Source organism: Paenibacillus sp. J31TS4, from assembly GCF_018403265.1.
Classification (GTDB): domain Bacteria; phylum Bacillota; class Bacilli; order Paenibacillales; family NBRC-103111; genus J31TS4.
Genome location: NZ_BOSI01000008.1, coordinates 14,127 through 30,060 on the forward strand (window position 1 = coordinate 14,127; position 15,934 = coordinate 30,060).

The following is a 15,934-nucleotide window of genomic DNA, read 5'->3' on the forward strand; positions in this document are numbered from 1 at the left end:
GTTGGTCTTTCGCTTTCTGTGCAAGGACAGACCGGCGGTTGGCCGGCAAACGAAACAGGCTGCCGGAGTATGCTCCAGGCAGCCTGTTCGCTGTGCCGTCCTATCCGTTACAGCTGGCCGCCGTGCCGGCGAAGCATCTCCGCGACGGAATCGTTCCCCCGCTGGACCGCCAGCGCCAGCGCCGTCTCCCCGCCTCCGCCTCTCGCATTGACCTCCGCTCCCTGCTCGAGCAGCAGCCGGACAATGTCTTCGTTGTCGTCGTGAAAGGCGGCGGTATGAAGCGGCGTATGGCCGTTGCTGTCCGCAATGCGGGGATCTGCTCCGCGTCGGAGGAGCAGCCGAATGACGTCCAGCTCCCGTTCTCCCGCAATGGCGGCATGAAGCGCCGTGTTGGAGGGAATATAGGAAATGACCGAATGCGAGAGCGCATTCACTTCAGCCCCCGCATCTAGCACAGCCTGCACGGCCACCGTCCTTCCGAAATGCGCCGCAAACCCGAGCAGGGTCAGCCCATCGGCGTTCTCTGCGTTCGCCAGAGCGGGATCGGCGGTCAGCATGTCCTTCAGCCGGTCCGCTTGCCCTTCGCGCGCAGCCTCAAACAATTCGCGCGTCCGTTCCATCGTTTCCATATCCCCATGTCTCCCTTCCAGTTAACCTGCATGCTTCTAAGTATAGCGCCTCCCGGGACGGGCGCTTCTCGAATCTCACTTTTTTGAGCGAAGCCGGGACGGACTCGTGCCGAACCGCCTGGCGAATAGACTGCTGAAGGAACCGGGGCTCTGTAAGCCGACCTCCAGACAGATGGCGGTCACGGTCTTGTCGGTCCGCAGAAGCAGCTTCCTGGCTTCCTGGAGCCGCTTCTCGGTCAGGTACTGGTGGGGAGACATTCCGAACAGCTCCCTGTAGCTGCGGAGGAAATGATTCGGGGACAGGCACGAAGCGCGCGCCGCATCCGCCAGACGGACGGGCTCGGCGAAGTATGCCGTCAAATACTCGTGCCCCGCCCGCACTCGCCGGTACAGCTCCTCGCGCGTCGACGCCTTGAGGGCGGATATCCCCTCCATTTCCGATTGCACCCGGGAATGGGCGAGGAGCAGTTCCTGCGCCAGCCCGTGCAACGCTTCCTCCAGTCCGAGCGGCTCGAGCCGCCCGCTCCCGTATTCCTGTCTCAGCCCATTCAAGACGGCTGCCATCCGGACCTCCTGATGATAGGTGCGCTCGACGAATTCCACTTCTCCGGCAGCTGAACGGTCGGGCCGGTCCAATAGCTGTCCGGCGCTGCAAATTAGGCCCGTGTAGACTTCATCCGCCAAACGGCGCGGAAAGAACAGGCAAAAGGATTCCACCAGCGTCTCCGACTCGATGGAAATAGAATAGTCCTGCCCGGCGTTCAGTAGCAAATACGACTCTTCTTCCACCGCATAATGGCCGCGTCCGGTCTCATAGAAGGCGCGTCCGTTCCGAAAGGTCTTGATGGAGAGGGCGCCATTTCCTTTCCAATAGTAGCTCCTGCTCCTAGCGTGAAGAATCGGAAAGGGGTCCCCGGAAACGGGCGCCTGCTCCGTCCTATCGTCCTGTTCCCGCCGCATCACCGCTTCCCCTCCCATCTCCAGCCGCTACGGCAGCCGGATCAGTCCTTCTCTCGTCAAAGTCAGCTTCTCGAAGCCGTCCTCCCGAATCGCATAGCTGTTCTCGATTCCCACGACTCCGAGACCGGGGAACGTGAACTTCGGCTCGACGGCAAGTACCATCCCCGGCTCGAGGGGCTGCCGAAACCCTTTGGCCAGCACGGGCCACTCGTCGATCTCGAGTCCGATGCCGTGCCCGATGAACCGCACCTGATCCGCTCCATAGCCCATAAAATGAGCGGAGAGTCCCTCGTTCACGGCAAGCTCCGTCGCTCTGGCATAGATATCCTCGCAAACGGTTCCCGGCCGCAGCATCGCCTCGCATGCCGCAAGAATTCGTTCAGATGCCTCGTAGGCGGCGAAGAGACGCTCGGGGAGCTCCCCGATCACAACGGTCCGTGTCTGGTCGATGACGTATCCGTCGATGCAGCAGCCGATATCGACCAGGATCGGCTCGTCGCGGGCGATCCGTTTGCGCCCGGCGCCTTGGGGGCTGGCCGCTGTCAGCCCACGGCCGCCTGCGGGCCCGTCAAAATAGGTCGGCACCGCCATCTCCGCGCCCGAGCCCACCATGCCCGTGATCAGCTCTTGGTTGTAGCTTCGCATTCGCATCAGTCCGATATGGCCGCGCCGGCGAATCTCCGCCTCGATCTCGGTCATCCACTCGACATCCGTCAGGCCGGGCTCCAGCCAGGTAAGTGCCTTCTCGAAGGCCTCCTCGGCAACCCGTGCCGCGGCGCGGATCCGGTCCAGCTCCTCCTCTCCCTTGACCATCCTCTGCTCCCGCAGGAGAGCGGAGCCGTCCTTCCAGACGGCGTCGCCGAACGCTTCCTCCAGCCGCCGGAACGTCTGCACCGGAAGTACGTCGAGGTCCGCCGCGAGCACCGGCCGGCCCCCTGGTCCGCTTCTCCCGCGCACAAGCGGAAGAGCCCGCTCTCCGAGCGTGCGCAAAGAGCCCTGTTCCTCCACACGGGAGCAGGACTCTTCCTTGGCGCGCGCGACGCTGCGGCGCACATAATAGACCGCTTCACCCTCAGCCGGAAGGACAAGCAGTCCGTTCTGCATGGAGCCGGTCAAATAATAGATGGATACGTTCTGCGTTACAACCATTCCGTCGATTCCCCGCTCCTTCAAACGTTCCTGGAGCTTATTCTGACGAATGCTGTATATGCTCACCGCTCGTTCCCTCCCATCTTCTGGTTAAGGTCCATTATACACAGAGGGCGCTGGGTCAGTACACAAGCTCGGCGGAACTCTTCACCGTCCACTCGATTGGGCCAAGGACGGAGAAGGTGCGGGGGAACTGGATCCGGGCGATCAGCACGACGCCCGGCCGGGTGAACTCGGCGGCAAACTCGTATTCCGGGCGGCTGTAGACGTACGGAAAGGAGACTGACTCCCCAATGACTTCGAAGACAAGCAGCTCGACCCGCTCCCGGAGAAAAGCATTCTCTTCGGGAGCCAGGGAGGCGTCGAGCCGCAGATTTGCCCGGAGGTAACGCTCCGCCGTCTGCCGCGCAGCGGCCGGATCGACAGCCGGGATGCCCTGCGCCAGCTTGTCCCGGTCCGCCTGCTGCGCCGCCGCATGGGCGGCCCGGTTCATCGCGTGCTTGGCCTCGAATAGCGCGTGCATGGCGATCTCCTCATCGGTCTGCAGCGCATGAAGCGAATAGAGGAAGCCCACCAGCAGGAGCATGAGCAGCAGCTTAGGCAAGTGGGCCCCTCCTTTCTTTACGGCACATACTCGCTCATCTTCATCCCGGCCGCCCCGAGGAAGCCTCCATCGGGTGCAGGCGAGATGCCGATCAGCCGGTCGATGTCGAACAGGCCGTCGTACGGATATCGCATCTCGAGCCGGATGCCGGTGCCGCGCGGCACCGGGCGGGTAGGGTCGGTGCCGGGCGCGCCGCTCGTGGTCGTCACCTCGTACGACACGTCGCTGCCACGGAAGCCCGCATCCTCGAGCCGCCTCCGCGACTCGGCCATCATGGCGGCGTCGATATACCCGTGGCGCCCGTTCGCCCCGATTTCAAGCAAGTAGTCGGTTTCCTTCTGCAGCACGGCCTGGCGCATAATGAGCACATGCTTGTAGATCGGGGCGAACATGAACCAACACAGCATGGCGGCGAACAGGAGAAACACCAGAATTTGCTTCATGCTTTTGGTCTCCTCCTTTCCGCGAAACAGCCGGCCGGCTTACGGATTGATCCGCTCGATCGTCCGGTTGACGCTCCGGCCGCCTTCCTTCACCAGATGGCCCGTGCCCTCGGGACCGCCTACCGTCCCGGTATACACAGCCATCACAACCAGCAGCAAGAGCATCGTCACAAGCAGTGTTCTCACTTGGCACCCGGCAGAATGAGCGTGCCGATCTCCGTATTGATCGATGTTCCTTTATCCTGGATCAGCTTCTTGGTGCCGGTCGAATCGTTGGTGATGATATTCGTGAACAGAACGACGACCACAATAAGCAGCATTACCGTCATCAAAATATTGCGCATGGATAGCTTCCTCTCTTCTCATATAAGGATTCGACTTGCAAGCCTCTAGTTCAAAGTTTGAAACAGCTTCTGGCCCTCCTGCACCCATGGATAGATGAACAGCCGGAACGTATTGAGAATCGGGATGCCCGCCAGCAGGAAGAGCAGATACGAGGCGGTTTCCTTGCGGCTCTCCTTGGCCAGCTCGATCCGGTCCTTGTAGTCGCCGATCCGCTGCCGCAGCAGATCGTAATAGGACTCATGCTCATGCCTGCGAATCGAGTCCAGCGTCTCCGCGAAACTGTACGCCTCATCGGTTCCCAGACGGAGCCGAAAGGCTCCGATCGCCGCCGCCGGATCGTAGTACCATTCGTTCAGCAGCTGGGCGAAATCCTTGCGGATGCCGCGCGAGAACGGGAGGCAGCGTTCGAGCTTCGCATGGAGATTCAGCCGAGAGCCGTTGTAATAAAGCAGCTGGCGGCTGATCGTATAAATTTCCTTCACGATGCGACCCGTCCGCTGCCTGCGGATCGCCTCGAGCACTGTCCGGTCCGCAAGCAGAAGCAGACCGGCGCCGCCCCCTGTGGCCATGAACGCGTAGGGAGACAGATACAGCGCCAGATAAGGCCTGCTAAGCGCGGCATAGCCGATCGCTACGGCCAGTAGGGCGGCGCCCAGCGTCAGCCGCTTCCAGAGCCAGTACCGCAGCGGGTGGATGCGGAGTCCGCAGCCGGCCAGCAGCTGGCGGCATGCCTCGATCTTCGCGGCATCCGGCCCAATAAGCAGCAGGCGCAATACGCCGGCGGCCGGCGGCGCGTCATGCGGGAGCCGACCAGGCTTTCGCAAGAGGCGGCTGGGGCGCCTGGCCGGCACCACCACCGCCCGAAGTAGAAACAGTGCCGCGGCAAACAGGAGAAGAAAAAGAAGCGTATGCTCCAGCATGGTCAGCAAGTGGAAGGATGCGGTTGAAATCAGCGAGCTTCACTCCTTTCGATCCATGGTCTCTACAGAAATTCCGATCCGCCTCCTTTCGGCTGCTTAAGCTGATTCATAAACAAACGGGTACCGAAACGATGGCGCTCTCTCGAGGCTGCCGTTCCCGAGCGTCTTCCGCTTAACAGCCTCCTCACATGCGTTTCATCGACAGATAGACGCCCATCCCAAAGGAAGCGAAGATGAGAAGGAACGCGTCCAGCAGCATGCTCCGGCCCTCCGGATCCAACAGATAATAATGGTAGGCGTTCTCCGGGTTGAGCTTGAAATTGACGATCAAGAAGAGGCCAAGAAAAAGGAGCGGAGAGAAGTTCGCAATCCGGATTTCGAGTAGCCGGTTGCGTTCCACCTCGTCCGCGAGCTGAGAACGTCTCATATCGCCGATGAGTTCCTTCAGATTCTCCGAGACGTCGTTGCCCTCGGTGAGAGCGATTCGGAGAATCCCCGTCAGATAGTCCGCCCAGACATGGCCAAGAGAGGAAGCGAACAAGCGCAGACTCTCCTCGACGCCCCGGTTCGCGGAGAGATTGCGGTGGAGCTGCTCGAACACCGGTTTGAGCGGATACCTCATCCGCTCCCCCTCGAGCGCACTCTTCAGCACGACCCGCATGTTGCGAGGAGAGGCAAGCACATATGACTGGTACAGCACCTCGACCGCCGGCAAAAAATCCATGCGGGTCCTCAGCTGCAGGGAGACTAGCGCCAGACGAAGCAAGAGATAGGGTGCAGCGACGGCCATGACGCTCAAGGTAAGCACTCCTTTGACGGTGCCGAACGCCAACGCCCCTGCCACGAAGCCGGCAAGAAAAAGAAGAAACGAACCGAGGACAAATGAGCCCGGACGCATGGAAGTGCCGTAAACTTCCAGCTGGTCGGATAGGTGGCGGAGCAGCCGGCTGTAAACCGGGAACGCCTGCCTCATCCGACTGCCCATGCCGCCCTGGCGGAAGTAGGTTAGCCGGACGCGGGCTCTTCTCCTGCGGACAAGCAGCTCGAGCAGGCCGCGCAGGCTGACGGTAACAAGACCGAACAACAGGAGCAGAAAGCTGTATTTGGCCGCTTCCATCAGCATGGAACCGTCTCCTCCGTCCGGGCCTCCGGACCGCCGTCCGTCTCCTGATAGCGGGCCACTCGCCTTCTTGCAGTGTCGGAGAACCGCAAGGGAAGTTCCCATCGTTCGGTCTTCCGGCAAAAGACCGCGAGGTCGCGGACCGTCACCTCTCCGTTCACGTAGCCGATCTCTCCGATCCGGAGAATGCGGCGCTTCCCGTTCACCATGCCGAGCTGAATGCCGATCTGCGTCACATAGGTCGCTATCCGCTTGGCGAGCCGCTCCGGATTCATCCCTCTCGCATCCAGCATGCACATATCGGTTACCGCCTCCGGCACATCCTCCAGCTCGTTGACGTGGACCGAGGTCATGCTGCCTTCGTGTCCCCGCGTGCATGCCCGGACATAGAGGTTGGCGTCCTCCTCCCGGATCTCGGCATGAATGATGCGCTGGGGCGACTGCCTCAGCGCAAGCTTGAACGCCTGCCTCCCGTTATGTTTCCGGTCGTCCTCATCCACCTCGTATTCGACCACGTTCTTGTCCGGGAAGTCCCGCTTGAGCATCAGCTCATACCGGGATTCAATCGTGATAAGCCGTTCGGGGTTCGGCAGCTCGGCGATCAGCGCCTTCATCAGATGCGTCTTCCCCGAGTTGGTCGGGCCGATGATCACCAGATTGAAGCAGGAGCGCAGCAGCAGGAGAAGCAGCTCCTTCACCCGCTCGTCCATTGTCCCGAGTTCCGGCTTGCACAGCTCTTGCAGTGAGAACGCGCGCACGCTGTAGAACCGGATGGTAAGCGTAGGCTGCGAGGTGTACCCGAAACCGGTCATCGTGACGCGGGATCCGTCCCTCAGCCGAACCTCCGCCCACCGCTTGCGAGGATTGAGACTATCGCTGTTGAACAGCACGAGATTTTGCTGGATCCGTTCGAGCTCCTGGAGCGACTGCAGCCGGTAAACGGACGGAAGGACACGCCCTCCCCGCACCTCATAAATCTTCCTTCCGATGACCTGAATTTCCTCCAGGTCTTCCCGGTCCTTCAGCAGCAGCTCCAGCTCGCCCATCCCGATCATCTCGGCGAACATAGCCTCCGCCATCGACCGGTACCGCTTGTTGGGCGGGAGCGTGTCCGGGATACGCCGCTTGGCCAGCTGGTCTTGAATTATGGCGAGCACGCGGGCACGATCCTCCTCGTAGCCAAGCACAGCCCGGTTCAGCATATCGCCGTATTCCTGCTGCTCCTCCTCGGTACGACCCCGAGCGGCCGTCAGCTCGCTGCGGATCTCCTCGGCCTGTCGGCGGAAATCGTCGGTCCGTCCGTCATCCGAATCGCCGGACACCCCCTCCTTCCGGCCGGGCCGAAGCCGTTCGGCGTAGCCGAGCAGGGAAAAACGCTCGCTCGCTGTCTCTTCCACATGGTCGCCTCCTCTCGCTAGACTTTCGCCGCCTTACGGGGTCGTTCTCGGCATGAAGCGGAACAGGCGGCGGCGTTCGGTTATCGCATGGCTGCAGTCGACGCCCCAGCCCTGCAAGCAGGTCCGTGCCAGCCCTTGAAAGACTTCCGCGAACACTGGCTGCCGGAGGAGCTCTAGCAGCTTGCCTTGGTTCAGATGCGCCAGCACCTCGTCGCGCTTGGCAATCTGAGCCCAGACGGGCAGCCCGGTCTCCTTCTCGATATCCCGCCAGCCGATGCCCCCCGTCAGGCTGGGCTTTTCCGCTTGACTGACGACGAGCCGGAACGGCTCCAGGTCAAGGCCGAACAGCGGAGAAAGGCTGCCGAGCCAGCGGCTGCGATCCTCCTGAAAATGGGTAATGTCCGGCGTCGTCACGAGCAGCCTCTCATCGGCCTCCAAAAGCGTTTGGACGGTAGCAGCATTGTCCCAATAGGCGTTCACCTCGACGAGGCATAGATCGAAGGTAGCCCTTGCCGTCTTCAGCAGGTGGCTGACGTCGTCCGGCTGGAGGAACTCGGCCTGCTCCCGCAGGGTGCTTCCGAACAGCACCGACAAATTGGTTAGCCCCGAAAACCGGTCACACGATTGCAGGAGACGTTGGCGGGTCAGGCTTCGCGACTTTAGATCGGCGCGGAGCTGGTTCAAACCGAAGGGCGTCTCGTTCCTGCCGAGGTATCGGTGCAGCTTGGAGCTCTTCAAATTGAGGCACAGATAGCCAACCGAACGGCCGGACAGCCGGGCCATCGCCGCCGCCGTGCCGAAGGAAGCGACCGTAGCGCCAATATTCGGCGTCGTTCCTAGGAATACCGCCAGCCTGCCTCCCTCGGACACTCCCACCGCCGGTCCCGGCGATGCCGACAGACCGTCTCTTTGTTGCAATAGCTTTCTCACACTCATGGACCTCCTTCATAGGACCGGGACATGTCCGCTATGGACTCGCTGCCAGGGAAGACGAAGCGAACGCGATGACGAGCTTGGCCTGCTTGGCGCGGCATGCCTCATCCAGCTCCAGCCATTCCCTCTCGGTCAAATTCAAATTGATCTGGTCGATACTGCCGTTCGCCTCCCTGCGAGAGGCATACATGCGCTCGGCGTCTCCGTCGAGCCGGGACAGCAAACTTGGGTTCTTCGGGTCATCTACCTCCACGTTCGCCGCGGATTTGACGGAAGCGACAATAACGTCATGGTCGAACAAGCGACGGGAGCCGTCCTTGCCCGAGAGGTACACCTTGACCGAATCCCCCGCCCGGATGCCGTTCGACACGGAGAGGATGTACTCCTTGGGCACCTGGAAGGTCGCCTGGTTTTGTCCGGGCAGCAGATGAAACTTGTCCAGCTTCCATGCCAGGACAGGTTCCTGGCTGCCAAGCGGGACGACGGTTTCCCGCCCGATCACGTCCTCCATGCGCTGCGCGGTACCCGGCAATACGGAGCCGTCGAAGACCGGCTTCCATTCGAGCATCTCCTCGGTAAGCAGCACACCTGCCCGGATGAACTGCTTGGGGACGACGACCTGGGTCGTCTCCTGCAGCCGGATTTGACGGACCTGTACCAAATACACGCCGTACACGAGCAGTCCGGCCAAGACCGCTGCCGCGATGCTAATCAGCAGATTTCTGCTTCGGCTCACGTGCCGAGCTCACCTCCTGGATACAAAAAAGAACGCAAACCGTCGGATTCATCCGATAGCTTGCGTTCTTCGCAAACGAAATTAGTATGCTGTTTGTCCTCTTCACTATAGCAAACCGACTTCCATTTATCAACAGGTATTTCCAAAATACTCCTTAATCCTGCAGGAAGCCTCTCTCCTGCAAAAAGCGTTTCATATGAGGACGCGTCGGGGAGCGGAACTTGTCCGCCATCTCTCGGGACCAGGTCGTATCTCTCCTGCCGCCGGTCCTCTCGATGTAATAGTCCCGCATCTGCTCGTCATAGCGGGCAATTTCCTCTTCCAGTACGTCCGCCTGGTAGCCGTTCTTATGGCAGACCGCGGTGCGGGCCAGACGAGGCCGAACGCCAGGCTGCTGATCGGGAACGCCGAGACACATGCCGAAGACCGGATAGACGAGCCGGGGCAGGCCCAGCAGCTCCGCCACCTCCTGCGGCCGGTTGCGGATGCCGCCGATGTAGGTAATTCCGTAGCCGAGCGATTCTGCCGCTACGGCGGCATTCTGTGCGGCGAGCGCGGCATCGATCGTGGCGATCAGCAGATTCTCGGTCGTTCCCGCCGTCATCTCGGTTTTCTGGATTCGGCAGGCTACCTCAAGACGGTACAAATCCGCGCACCAGACGAGAAAGACCGGGCATTGCTCGACATACGCCTGATTGCCGCACAGCGCGGCAAGCTCCTTTTTCTTGACCGGATCGGTCACCTGGATAACCGTGTACGCCTGCACGTTGCTGGACGTCGAGGCCATCTGGGCCGATCCTACAATAGCGGCCAGATGCTCGTCCTTGACCGGGTCGGCGGTGAATTTGCGGATGGATCGGTGGGCTTGCAGCAAAGCGATGATGTCATTCATTCGGATGTCTCCTCTGCCGGCTCCGGAATCCCAAGTGCCCGGAACACGAATTGATTGGTAGCGGCGGCCATTTCCCCGGGAGAGAGCGGCTCTTCCCCGAAGATGGGCGCAAAGTAGTCGGTCAACTGGTAGGACAGCACGACCCCGAGGAGGAACAGGAACGTGGTATCCACCGACTCGATCCGAAACACTCCTCTCTCCCGGCCCAGGGCAAGCAGATGATGCAGCCGACTCCAGAAAGGGGCCATCCGTTCCCGAATGTAGGGAACGCGGGGGGTGGCCTGCTGAATCTCTTGATGAAGAATAGTCAGCATGTCGGGATCTGCCGACCGAAACAGGACGAACTCACGAACAAAAAAACGCAGGCCTTCGACCGGATCGTCCATGCGGGTCTCCAGCTCCGCCAGCTTGTCCTTCGGGGGGAATCCGGTGAACAAGGATTGGAACAGCTGTTCCTTGCCACCAAAATGATAGGAAACGAGCGCCAGGTTGACGCCCGCCTCCTCACAGATGCGGCGAACCGTCGTTCCGTCATAGCCGTGACGGGCGAACAGCTTCTTGGCCGAGGAGAGGATTCGCTCCTTTACCGCCGGCTCAGACGTGCTCATCGGGCATCCCTCAAATGTTGGTTTTCTTTCTATTATGGCCCGTTGTTCCTCTATCTTGCAAGTTCGCTCTCCCTCGGCACCGCTGCAGGAGTCCCCGAGCGGACCGGCCTGCGCAGCGCCACGGCTCCCGCTCCGAGCAGCAAGTAGGCTGCCAGCAGTCCAGTCAGCCGCCAAACCGCGCTTGCCGCGTCTCCTCCTCCGAACAGAAGATCCATCGCGCCTTCCACGGCGTATGTGGCGGGCAGCCATTCGCTGAGCGCGCGGTACCCGTCCGCCAGAAGCTCCCGGGGTACCATCGCTCCCGACGTCACCAGTTGCAGCGACAGCCCCACAATGTTGAACAGCATGCCGCCGACGCCGAACAGAAGCAGGAACAGCTGGGCGAACATCATGAACGTCGCAAGGAAGAGCGACTGCAGCCCCCAGAGAGCCCAGAAGGAAGCGACATGCTGCCCTCCGAGCAGGAGGACGAGCGAGGATCCGATTCCCCCGGTCACGACAGCGGCCGCCAGATGGAGTACGACCCGCGCGCCGAACCCTTCCCAGCGTCCCGTCCGGTCCCCGATGGCAAGAGACGTCTGCTGCAGGTTCATCGCCATGATCATCGACCCGACGAAAGAAGCCAGGACGAGCATCATCGGAATCATCTGGTTGGCCATGCCGTCCACCGGATGAAGGGCATGCACCTCCGCCCCCACCTTGGCCGAGATGGTCTTGCCTGCCGTTTCCGCCTGCGCTGCGGGGACGCCGGCGCCCTCAAGTGCCGCCTTGACGGCTGCCGCCGACGCCTCTCCGCCCAGCTTCGCCGTCACCTGCGCGGCGGTCCCTTGCATGATGCTCTTGATCATGGCCGGGTTCGATTCGTTCACGTAATACGAGACGACAGCCTGCTCCTCCATGCTCCGGAGCTTGCCTGAGAAACCAGCCGGAAGCACAATAACCAGCTGCAGGTCTCGCTCCCCGAGCAGCCGGAGCGCCTCTTCTCGGCTGCCCGGCTCGCTCGTCTCGAACGGAAGCGAACCCGCCAGCATCCGCCCGACAGCGGCACCTTCCGCGCCGTCCTCGTTCACTACGGCCGCCCGGAGCCGATCCGTCCGCTCCGTCACCCCCTCGTACCCCGTCATCCAGACGAGGCTGAATACGACCTGGAACAGCACCGCCGTCAAGATGCCGGCAATGGTCGCTTTCTGTTTTAGATAAGCAGCTAAAGCGGTTTTCATGGTTTCCCCTCCGATTTAAACATTTGTTTTAAACATATGTTTAACTTATCGCACACCCCCTCCTTCTGTCAAGATATGTGAGGAAGGACAAAAAAGAGCCCTCCCATCCTCCGTTACCGGAAGAAGAAAGGGCTCTGTCTGTCCATAGCCACAAGGAGAGCTGGACGTTTATACGTAAGGATTGTTCGCCTTTTCGAAGCCGATCGTCGTCTTGCTCCCGTGTCCGGGATAGACGACCACATCGTCGGAGAGGGTGAACAGCTTGCCGTGGATCGATTCCATCAGCTCGTTCCAGCTTCCGCCTGGCAGATCGGTCCGCCCGACCGACAGCCGGAAGAGGGCGTCTCCGCCAAACAGCCGCTTGCCGAGGAGAAAGCCGACGCTTCCCGGGGAATGCCCCGGGATGTGCAACACCTGTATGTCCGTGCCGAGCAGTTGAAGCGTCATGCCGTCCGCCAGCTCATATTCGGCGGGAGACGCGACAATGTCTCCTCCCAGCTCCTGCCACCTGGCCGAGCCGTTCTTGCGTGGATTCTCCAGCCAGTCCGCCTCCGCTCCGTGCAGATAGACGGGGCAGCCGTGCGCACGGCGAATCTCCTCGACGCCGCCGATGTGGTCAAAATGAGCGTGCGTCAGCAGGATCGCCTCGACCTTCTTTCCTTCCAGCCGCTTCACCAACGCTTTCGGGTGCATCCCGGGATCAATGACGACAGCCTGTCCAGATGCCAGGTCGGTCAGCAGATAAGCATTCGTCTCGAGCGGACCGAGAGAGAACGATTCCAGCGTCAGCTCCTGTCCCTGCGTGTCTTCCTGTCTGTTCTCGTTCATTGCTAGCCGCGCTCCTTTCCTGTGAAGGGAAACCGAATCAGAAGTCCGACAGCAGGTCGCGCAATTCCTCCACGATCGTCTGCTGGTAGCCGGTTCCTTCGCCGTATTGCTTCAGCATTTCCTTGCGGGCTTCCTGGATATTCGTCTGGTAGTCCGCCGCATCCCGGTCGGGATTGTGCTTCTTGAATTCCAGCATGACCGCCTGCACATGCTTGGGCCGCGGGCCCCACTGCCCGAGAACGTAGCCGCTGCTGTCCGTGAACAGGACGATCGGGATCGAACGGCCTCCGAGCGTCAGAAACTGGTCCATCGTATCGAGATGCTGCTCCATGACGAGCACCTCGGTCGGGATCGCGCTCTCCTCCATCACCCGGAAGACCACCGGGACGTTGCGGACGACATCGCCGCACCAATCCGCCGCGAGGATCAGGCAGCGGAGATCGTCGCGGTTGCGCAGCGAGGCAAAAAACTCGCGGTCCTCTTCCTGCTTCCAGTCAAACTTGTCGTACCACCCCCGGAACGTCTCCCGGTTTTTCTCCATGGCATCCATGAAGGCTTGCGGGGTCAGTCCTTGCCCTAGCTTGCCGGACACCTCTTTTGCCATCGGTTTCTTCCTCCTTTTTTCTTATCAAACTCAATAGCCGGGCAGCCTTGCCGGCTTAACGCCCGCTGCGAATCGCCGCGTCGACGATCGCGGCCACGGCCTCCACGTCTTTGACGGCCAGCGGCTTCTTGGCGCGGCGGCCCTCCAGGTAGGGAACGAGCCTCTCCTCGCCCACTTCGAGACCCGTCTTGCCCCCTTCGGTGGAGGCAAGCTCCGGCCGCGTCCCTGATACGCACAGCACGCCCGAGACGTCCGCCGTTTTGCCGGCGCCGCGGAGAAGCTCCTTCAGCCAGTACTCGTCCCGGTACAGCAGATTCGCCGTCTCTTCCCGCCTCCCCTGCTCGCGGACCTCATCGGCTTCCGTTCCCCCCGGCAGGCCGGCCTTCAGGCAGCGGACGGCGAAGACGCCATTCGGGCCGATGACGACATAATCCGGACGGTTGCCGGGTGTCGCTCCTTCGGCAGCGCTGCCGCTGAGCACCCGGTAGGCCGGGCCGAGCGAAGCGAACCGGTCCGGACGCTGCGGCACGGCTGAGACAGCTGCCTGCTCCGTGCCGGCGGCCCCGGACCGGCGGCCCCGCCACAGCTTGAAGACGAGGTAGGCCACCGTCAAGAGGACAGCCGCGATCAGAATCGGCTTTGTATACGGTCCCGCAATCGAGCTGATGTTCTCGAAGCTCTGTCCCAGCTCGCCGAGCTTCGTGCCCAGATAAACAAACAGGATCGACCAGGGGATGACCGCCAGCGTCGTGAGCAGTGTGAATTTGCCGAGCGGCATGCGTGTGATGCCTGCCGGAATCGAGATCGCATGCCGGACGACCGGGATGAACCGCGCCGTGAAGATCACGCCCGTCCCGTACCGATTGAACCAGTGCTCCGCCACGTCGATGTGCTTTTTATGTATGAGAATATACTTGCCGAACTTCTCCAGAAACGGCCGCCCGCCATATCGTCCGACCCAGTAGACGAAGATCTGGGCGATCACGCCGCCGATTGTGCCGAAGATGACGGCCTCAATAAATGGGATGGTCCCGTTGTAAACAAGAATGCCGCCGTAGGCGAGTACGATTTCGCTTGGAATGACTTCGATCATAAGTCCGAGCATAATGCCCCAAGGCCCCAAGGAAGTGAGGTATTCCAAAATCTGGTGAATAAGCCCGCTCATCTTCACCCAACTTTCCGTGTATTTGTTGTCTCGCAACCTCCCCTATTCTAGCACAAAACAGTCTGGCGAGCCTACCGGACCCGGGACGAGGCTGGGGGCCGCGGAGCACCACTCCCGGAAAGCACGGCATCGGCCTGTTCAGGTCCTGCTCGGTCCGATTCCTTCCGATCGCGGACCTTCCAGGCGAGACGCCGGACGCCGCATCGGCCCCGTCCCGTTCGGTCCCGGCTTCCACCGAGGGAGGAACGATCTATTGCGTCGCCGCTCGCCATAAAGAAAAAAAGCCGCGCCAGCCTGAGAGCTGGCGCGGCAAGGGAGGCTCCCTCCCGGAAGCCGAATCGGACGGATGATCAGCTTTCGTTCTTGGCCACTACGGCCTCGACCGATGTCAGCGTATCGTAAAACTCGACGAATTCATCCTTCTTGGCGCTGCTGCGCAGAGCCATCGCCACACGCGGATGCTCGTTCAGCGTTCCCGAGATCATGTACGGAATGATATAGCCCCACTCCCACTTCTCGCGCATCGGGATCATATGCTTCTCCAGCATACCGAGGAGCGGACGGAGCTCATAGCGAGGGTTCTTCAAATGGCTTACCAGCAGCTCAGTCGCGCAGTTGCCGGCCGCCCGGCCCATGCCGTATACGGACGCATCGAGATAGACGACACCCTTGGCAGCCGCCGCGAGCGTGTTCGCAAACGCAAGCTGCATATTGTTGTGCGTATGCACACCCAGCTGCTTATTCGGCACGTACTGCTTGAACTTCTCGACCATATAATCGATGTCCTTGAAGTCCATGCTTCCGTACGAATCGACGACATACACGATGTCCACCACACTGTTATTGATCTCCTGAAGCACCTCAATCAGCTCGTGCTCCAGCACATGAGACAGCGCCATAATATTGAGGCTGGTCTCATAGCCGAGATCGTGGAATTTCTTGACCAGTTCGAGGCCTTTGTCCACGTCCTTAATGTAGCAGGCGACACGGATCAGATCGAGCATGCTCTCTTCCCGGGGAAGAATGTCGTTCTCGTCCACACGGCCAATGTCGACAAGTGCCGACAGCTTCGTAAAGCCCTTGTGCGGAATAACCTCTCTAAGGAAGCTCTCATCAAGAAACCGCCAAGGTCCGGAATCGGCGCCCTTCAGCAGCTTCGGCGAGTTTTTGTAGCCAATCTCCATATACTCAACGCCAGCCTCGTTCAGGCTGTTATACAAATCGCGAACAAATTCCACGCTGAATTCCCAGTTGTTGACCAGGCCGCCGTCGCGGATGGTGCAGTCCAATATTTTGCAGGTTTCCTTCATAGCCTCGTCCTCCAACTCTATCGCCGCATGCGGAGCATCCGACACGGTCTGCTTGTTTTTTCCTAGTTTGT

Annotated in this window: 18 protein-coding genes and 1 pseudogene; all 19 read right to left on the reverse strand. The window is 60.8% G+C overall.

From position 1 onward, the window contains the following. Positions 1–107 precede the first annotated feature (107 nt). Positions 108–629 (reverse strand): ankyrin repeat domain-containing protein, encoded by a 522-nt coding sequence (locus KJS47_RS21630; protein ID WP_213527640.1) that lies wholly within the window; start codon positions 627–629, stop codon positions 108–110. A 75-nt stretch (positions 630–704) separates the two neighbouring features. After that, positions 705–1,589: a helix-turn-helix domain-containing protein gene (locus tag KJS47_RS21635; RefSeq protein WP_213527642.1), complete on the reverse strand. Its 885-nt coding sequence runs from the start codon at positions 1,587–1,589 to the stop codon at positions 705–707. Positions 1,590–1,616: 27 nt separating this feature from the next. Then, a complete protein-coding gene (locus KJS47_RS21640; RefSeq protein ID WP_213527644.1) occupies positions 1,617–2,804 on the reverse strand; it encodes a M24 family metallopeptidase in 1,188 nt (395 codons plus the stop codon). A 55-nt stretch (positions 2,805–2,859) separates the two neighbouring features. Then, complete coding sequence (locus tag KJS47_RS21645) at positions 2,860–3,342, reverse strand: hypothetical protein (RefSeq protein ID WP_213527647.1); 483 nt, start codon at positions 3,340–3,342, stop codon at positions 2,860–2,862. 17 nt (positions 3,343–3,359) lie between these two features. Next, positions 3,360–3,785 (reverse strand): hypothetical protein, encoded by a 426-nt coding sequence (locus KJS47_RS21650; protein WP_213527649.1) that lies wholly within the window; start codon positions 3,783–3,785, stop codon positions 3,360–3,362. 39 nt (positions 3,786–3,824) lie between these two features. Then, positions 3,825–3,956, reverse strand: a complete 132-nt coding sequence (locus KJS47_RS24305; protein WP_283772101.1) for a hypothetical protein — start codon at positions 3,954–3,956, stop codon at positions 3,825–3,827. Positions 3,957–3,967: 11 nt separating this feature from the next. Then, on the reverse strand, positions 3,968–4,129 hold the full coding sequence (locus tag KJS47_RS21655; RefSeq protein WP_213527651.1) for a hypothetical protein: 162 nt from the start codon (positions 4,127–4,129) through the stop codon (positions 3,968–3,970). 45 nt (positions 4,130–4,174) lie between these two features. Next, positions 4,175–4,954, reverse strand: coding sequence for a hypothetical protein (locus KJS47_RS21660; RefSeq protein WP_213527653.1), 780 nt, complete (start codon positions 4,952–4,954; stop codon positions 4,175–4,177). A gap of 280 nt (positions 4,955–5,234) precedes the next feature. Next, positions 5,235–6,173 carry a type II secretion system F family protein gene (locus tag KJS47_RS21665; RefSeq protein ID WP_213527655.1) on the reverse strand — a complete coding sequence of 313 codons (939 nt, stop codon included), beginning with the start codon at positions 6,171–6,173 and terminating at the stop codon, positions 5,235–5,237. Further along, positions 6,167–7,567 carry an ATPase, T2SS/T4P/T4SS family gene (locus KJS47_RS21670; protein WP_249716638.1) on the reverse strand — a complete coding sequence of 467 codons (1,401 nt, stop codon included), beginning with the start codon at positions 7,565–7,567 and terminating at the stop codon, positions 6,167–6,169. Before KJS47_RS21670 ends, KJS47_RS21665 begins: the two co-directional genes overlap by 7 nt. A 33-nt stretch (positions 7,568–7,600) precedes the next feature. Then, positions 7,601–8,497, reverse strand: coding sequence for a CpaE/TadZ family protein (locus tag KJS47_RS21675; protein ID WP_213527657.1), 897 nt, complete (start codon positions 8,495–8,497; stop codon positions 7,601–7,603). Positions 8,498–8,534: 37 nt separating this feature from the next. Next, positions 8,535–9,236 carry an SAF domain-containing protein gene (locus KJS47_RS21680; protein WP_213527659.1) on the reverse strand — a complete coding sequence of 234 codons (702 nt, stop codon included), beginning with the start codon at positions 9,234–9,236 and terminating at the stop codon, positions 8,535–8,537. A gap of 154 nt (positions 9,237–9,390) precedes the next feature. After that, positions 9,391–10,128: an oxygen-insensitive NADPH nitroreductase gene (gene nfsA, locus KJS47_RS21685; RefSeq protein WP_213527661.1), complete on the reverse strand. Its 738-nt coding sequence runs from the start codon at positions 10,126–10,128 to the stop codon at positions 9,391–9,393. Beyond that, complete coding sequence (locus KJS47_RS21690) at positions 10,125–10,736, reverse strand: TetR/AcrR family transcriptional regulator (RefSeq protein ID WP_213527663.1); 612 nt, start codon at positions 10,734–10,736, stop codon at positions 10,125–10,127. The genes nfsA and KJS47_RS21690 overlap by 4 nt, the downstream gene beginning before the upstream one ends. A gap of 50 nt (positions 10,737–10,786) precedes the next feature. Beyond that, positions 10,787–11,956 carry a YhgE/Pip domain-containing protein gene (locus KJS47_RS21695; RefSeq protein WP_213527665.1) on the reverse strand — a complete coding sequence of 390 codons (1,170 nt, stop codon included), beginning with the start codon at positions 11,954–11,956 and terminating at the stop codon, positions 10,787–10,789. Positions 11,957–12,124: 168 nt separating this feature from the next. Next, positions 12,125–12,784 carry an MBL fold metallo-hydrolase gene (locus KJS47_RS21700; protein WP_213527667.1) on the reverse strand — a complete coding sequence of 220 codons (660 nt, stop codon included), beginning with the start codon at positions 12,782–12,784 and terminating at the stop codon, positions 12,125–12,127. A gap of 37 nt (positions 12,785–12,821) precedes the next feature. After that, positions 12,822–13,388: a thioredoxin family protein gene (locus KJS47_RS21705; RefSeq protein WP_213527669.1), complete on the reverse strand. Its 567-nt coding sequence runs from the start codon at positions 13,386–13,388 to the stop codon at positions 12,822–12,824. 556 nt (positions 13,389–13,944) lie between these two features. After that, positions 13,945–14,553 (reverse strand): annotated as a pseudogene (gene uptA / locus KJS47_RS24170) (undecaprenyl phosphate transporter UptA); the annotation flags it as partial. A gap of 350 nt (positions 14,554–14,903) precedes the next feature. Continuing rightward, positions 14,904–15,863: an aldolase catalytic domain-containing protein gene (locus KJS47_RS21715; protein WP_213527671.1), complete on the reverse strand. Its 960-nt coding sequence runs from the start codon at positions 15,861–15,863 to the stop codon at positions 14,904–14,906. Between the last annotated feature and the right edge of the window lie 71 nt (positions 15,864–15,934).

Excerpts from the sequence above, each read along its gene's own strand:
- KJS47_RS21705 (WP_213527669.1), bottom strand. The coding sequence starts at position 13,388 with ATGGCAAAAGAGGTGTCCGGCAAGCTAGGGCAAGGACTGACCCCGCAA.
- KJS47_RS21695 (WP_213527665.1), bottom strand. The coding sequence starts at position 11,956 with ATGAAAACCGCTTTAGCTGCTTATCTAAAACAGAAAGCGACCATTGCC.
- KJS47_RS21635 (WP_213527642.1), bottom strand. The coding sequence starts at position 1,589 with ATGCGGCGGGAACAGGACGATAGGACGGAGCAGGCGCCCGTTTCCGGG.
- KJS47_RS21650 (WP_213527649.1), bottom strand. The coding sequence starts at position 3,785 with ATGAAGCAAATTCTGGTGTTTCTCCTGTTCGCCGCCATGCTGTGTTGG.
- nfsA (WP_213527661.1), bottom strand. The coding sequence starts at position 10,128 with ATGAATGACATCATCGCTTTGCTGCAAGCCCACCGATCCATCCGCAAA.
- KJS47_RS21715 (WP_213527671.1), bottom strand. The coding sequence starts at position 15,863 with ATGAAGGAAACCTGCAAAATATTGGACTGCACCATCCGCGACGGCGGC.
- KJS47_RS21690 (WP_213527663.1), bottom strand. The coding sequence starts at position 10,736 with ATGAGCACGTCTGAGCCGGCGGTAAAGGAGCGAATCCTCTCCTCGGCC.
- KJS47_RS21700 (WP_213527667.1), bottom strand. The coding sequence starts at position 12,784 with ATGAACGAGAACAGACAGGAAGACACGCAGGGACAGGAGCTGACGCTG.
- KJS47_RS21655 (WP_213527651.1), bottom strand. The coding sequence starts at position 4,129 with ATGCGCAATATTTTGATGACGGTAATGCTGCTTATTGTGGTCGTCGTT.
- KJS47_RS21630 (WP_213527640.1), bottom strand. The coding sequence starts at position 629 with ATGGAAACGATGGAACGGACGCGCGAATTGTTTGAGGCTGCGCGCGAA.
- KJS47_RS21665 (WP_213527655.1), bottom strand. The coding sequence starts at position 6,173 with ATGCTGATGGAAGCGGCCAAATACAGCTTTCTGCTCCTGTTGTTCGGT.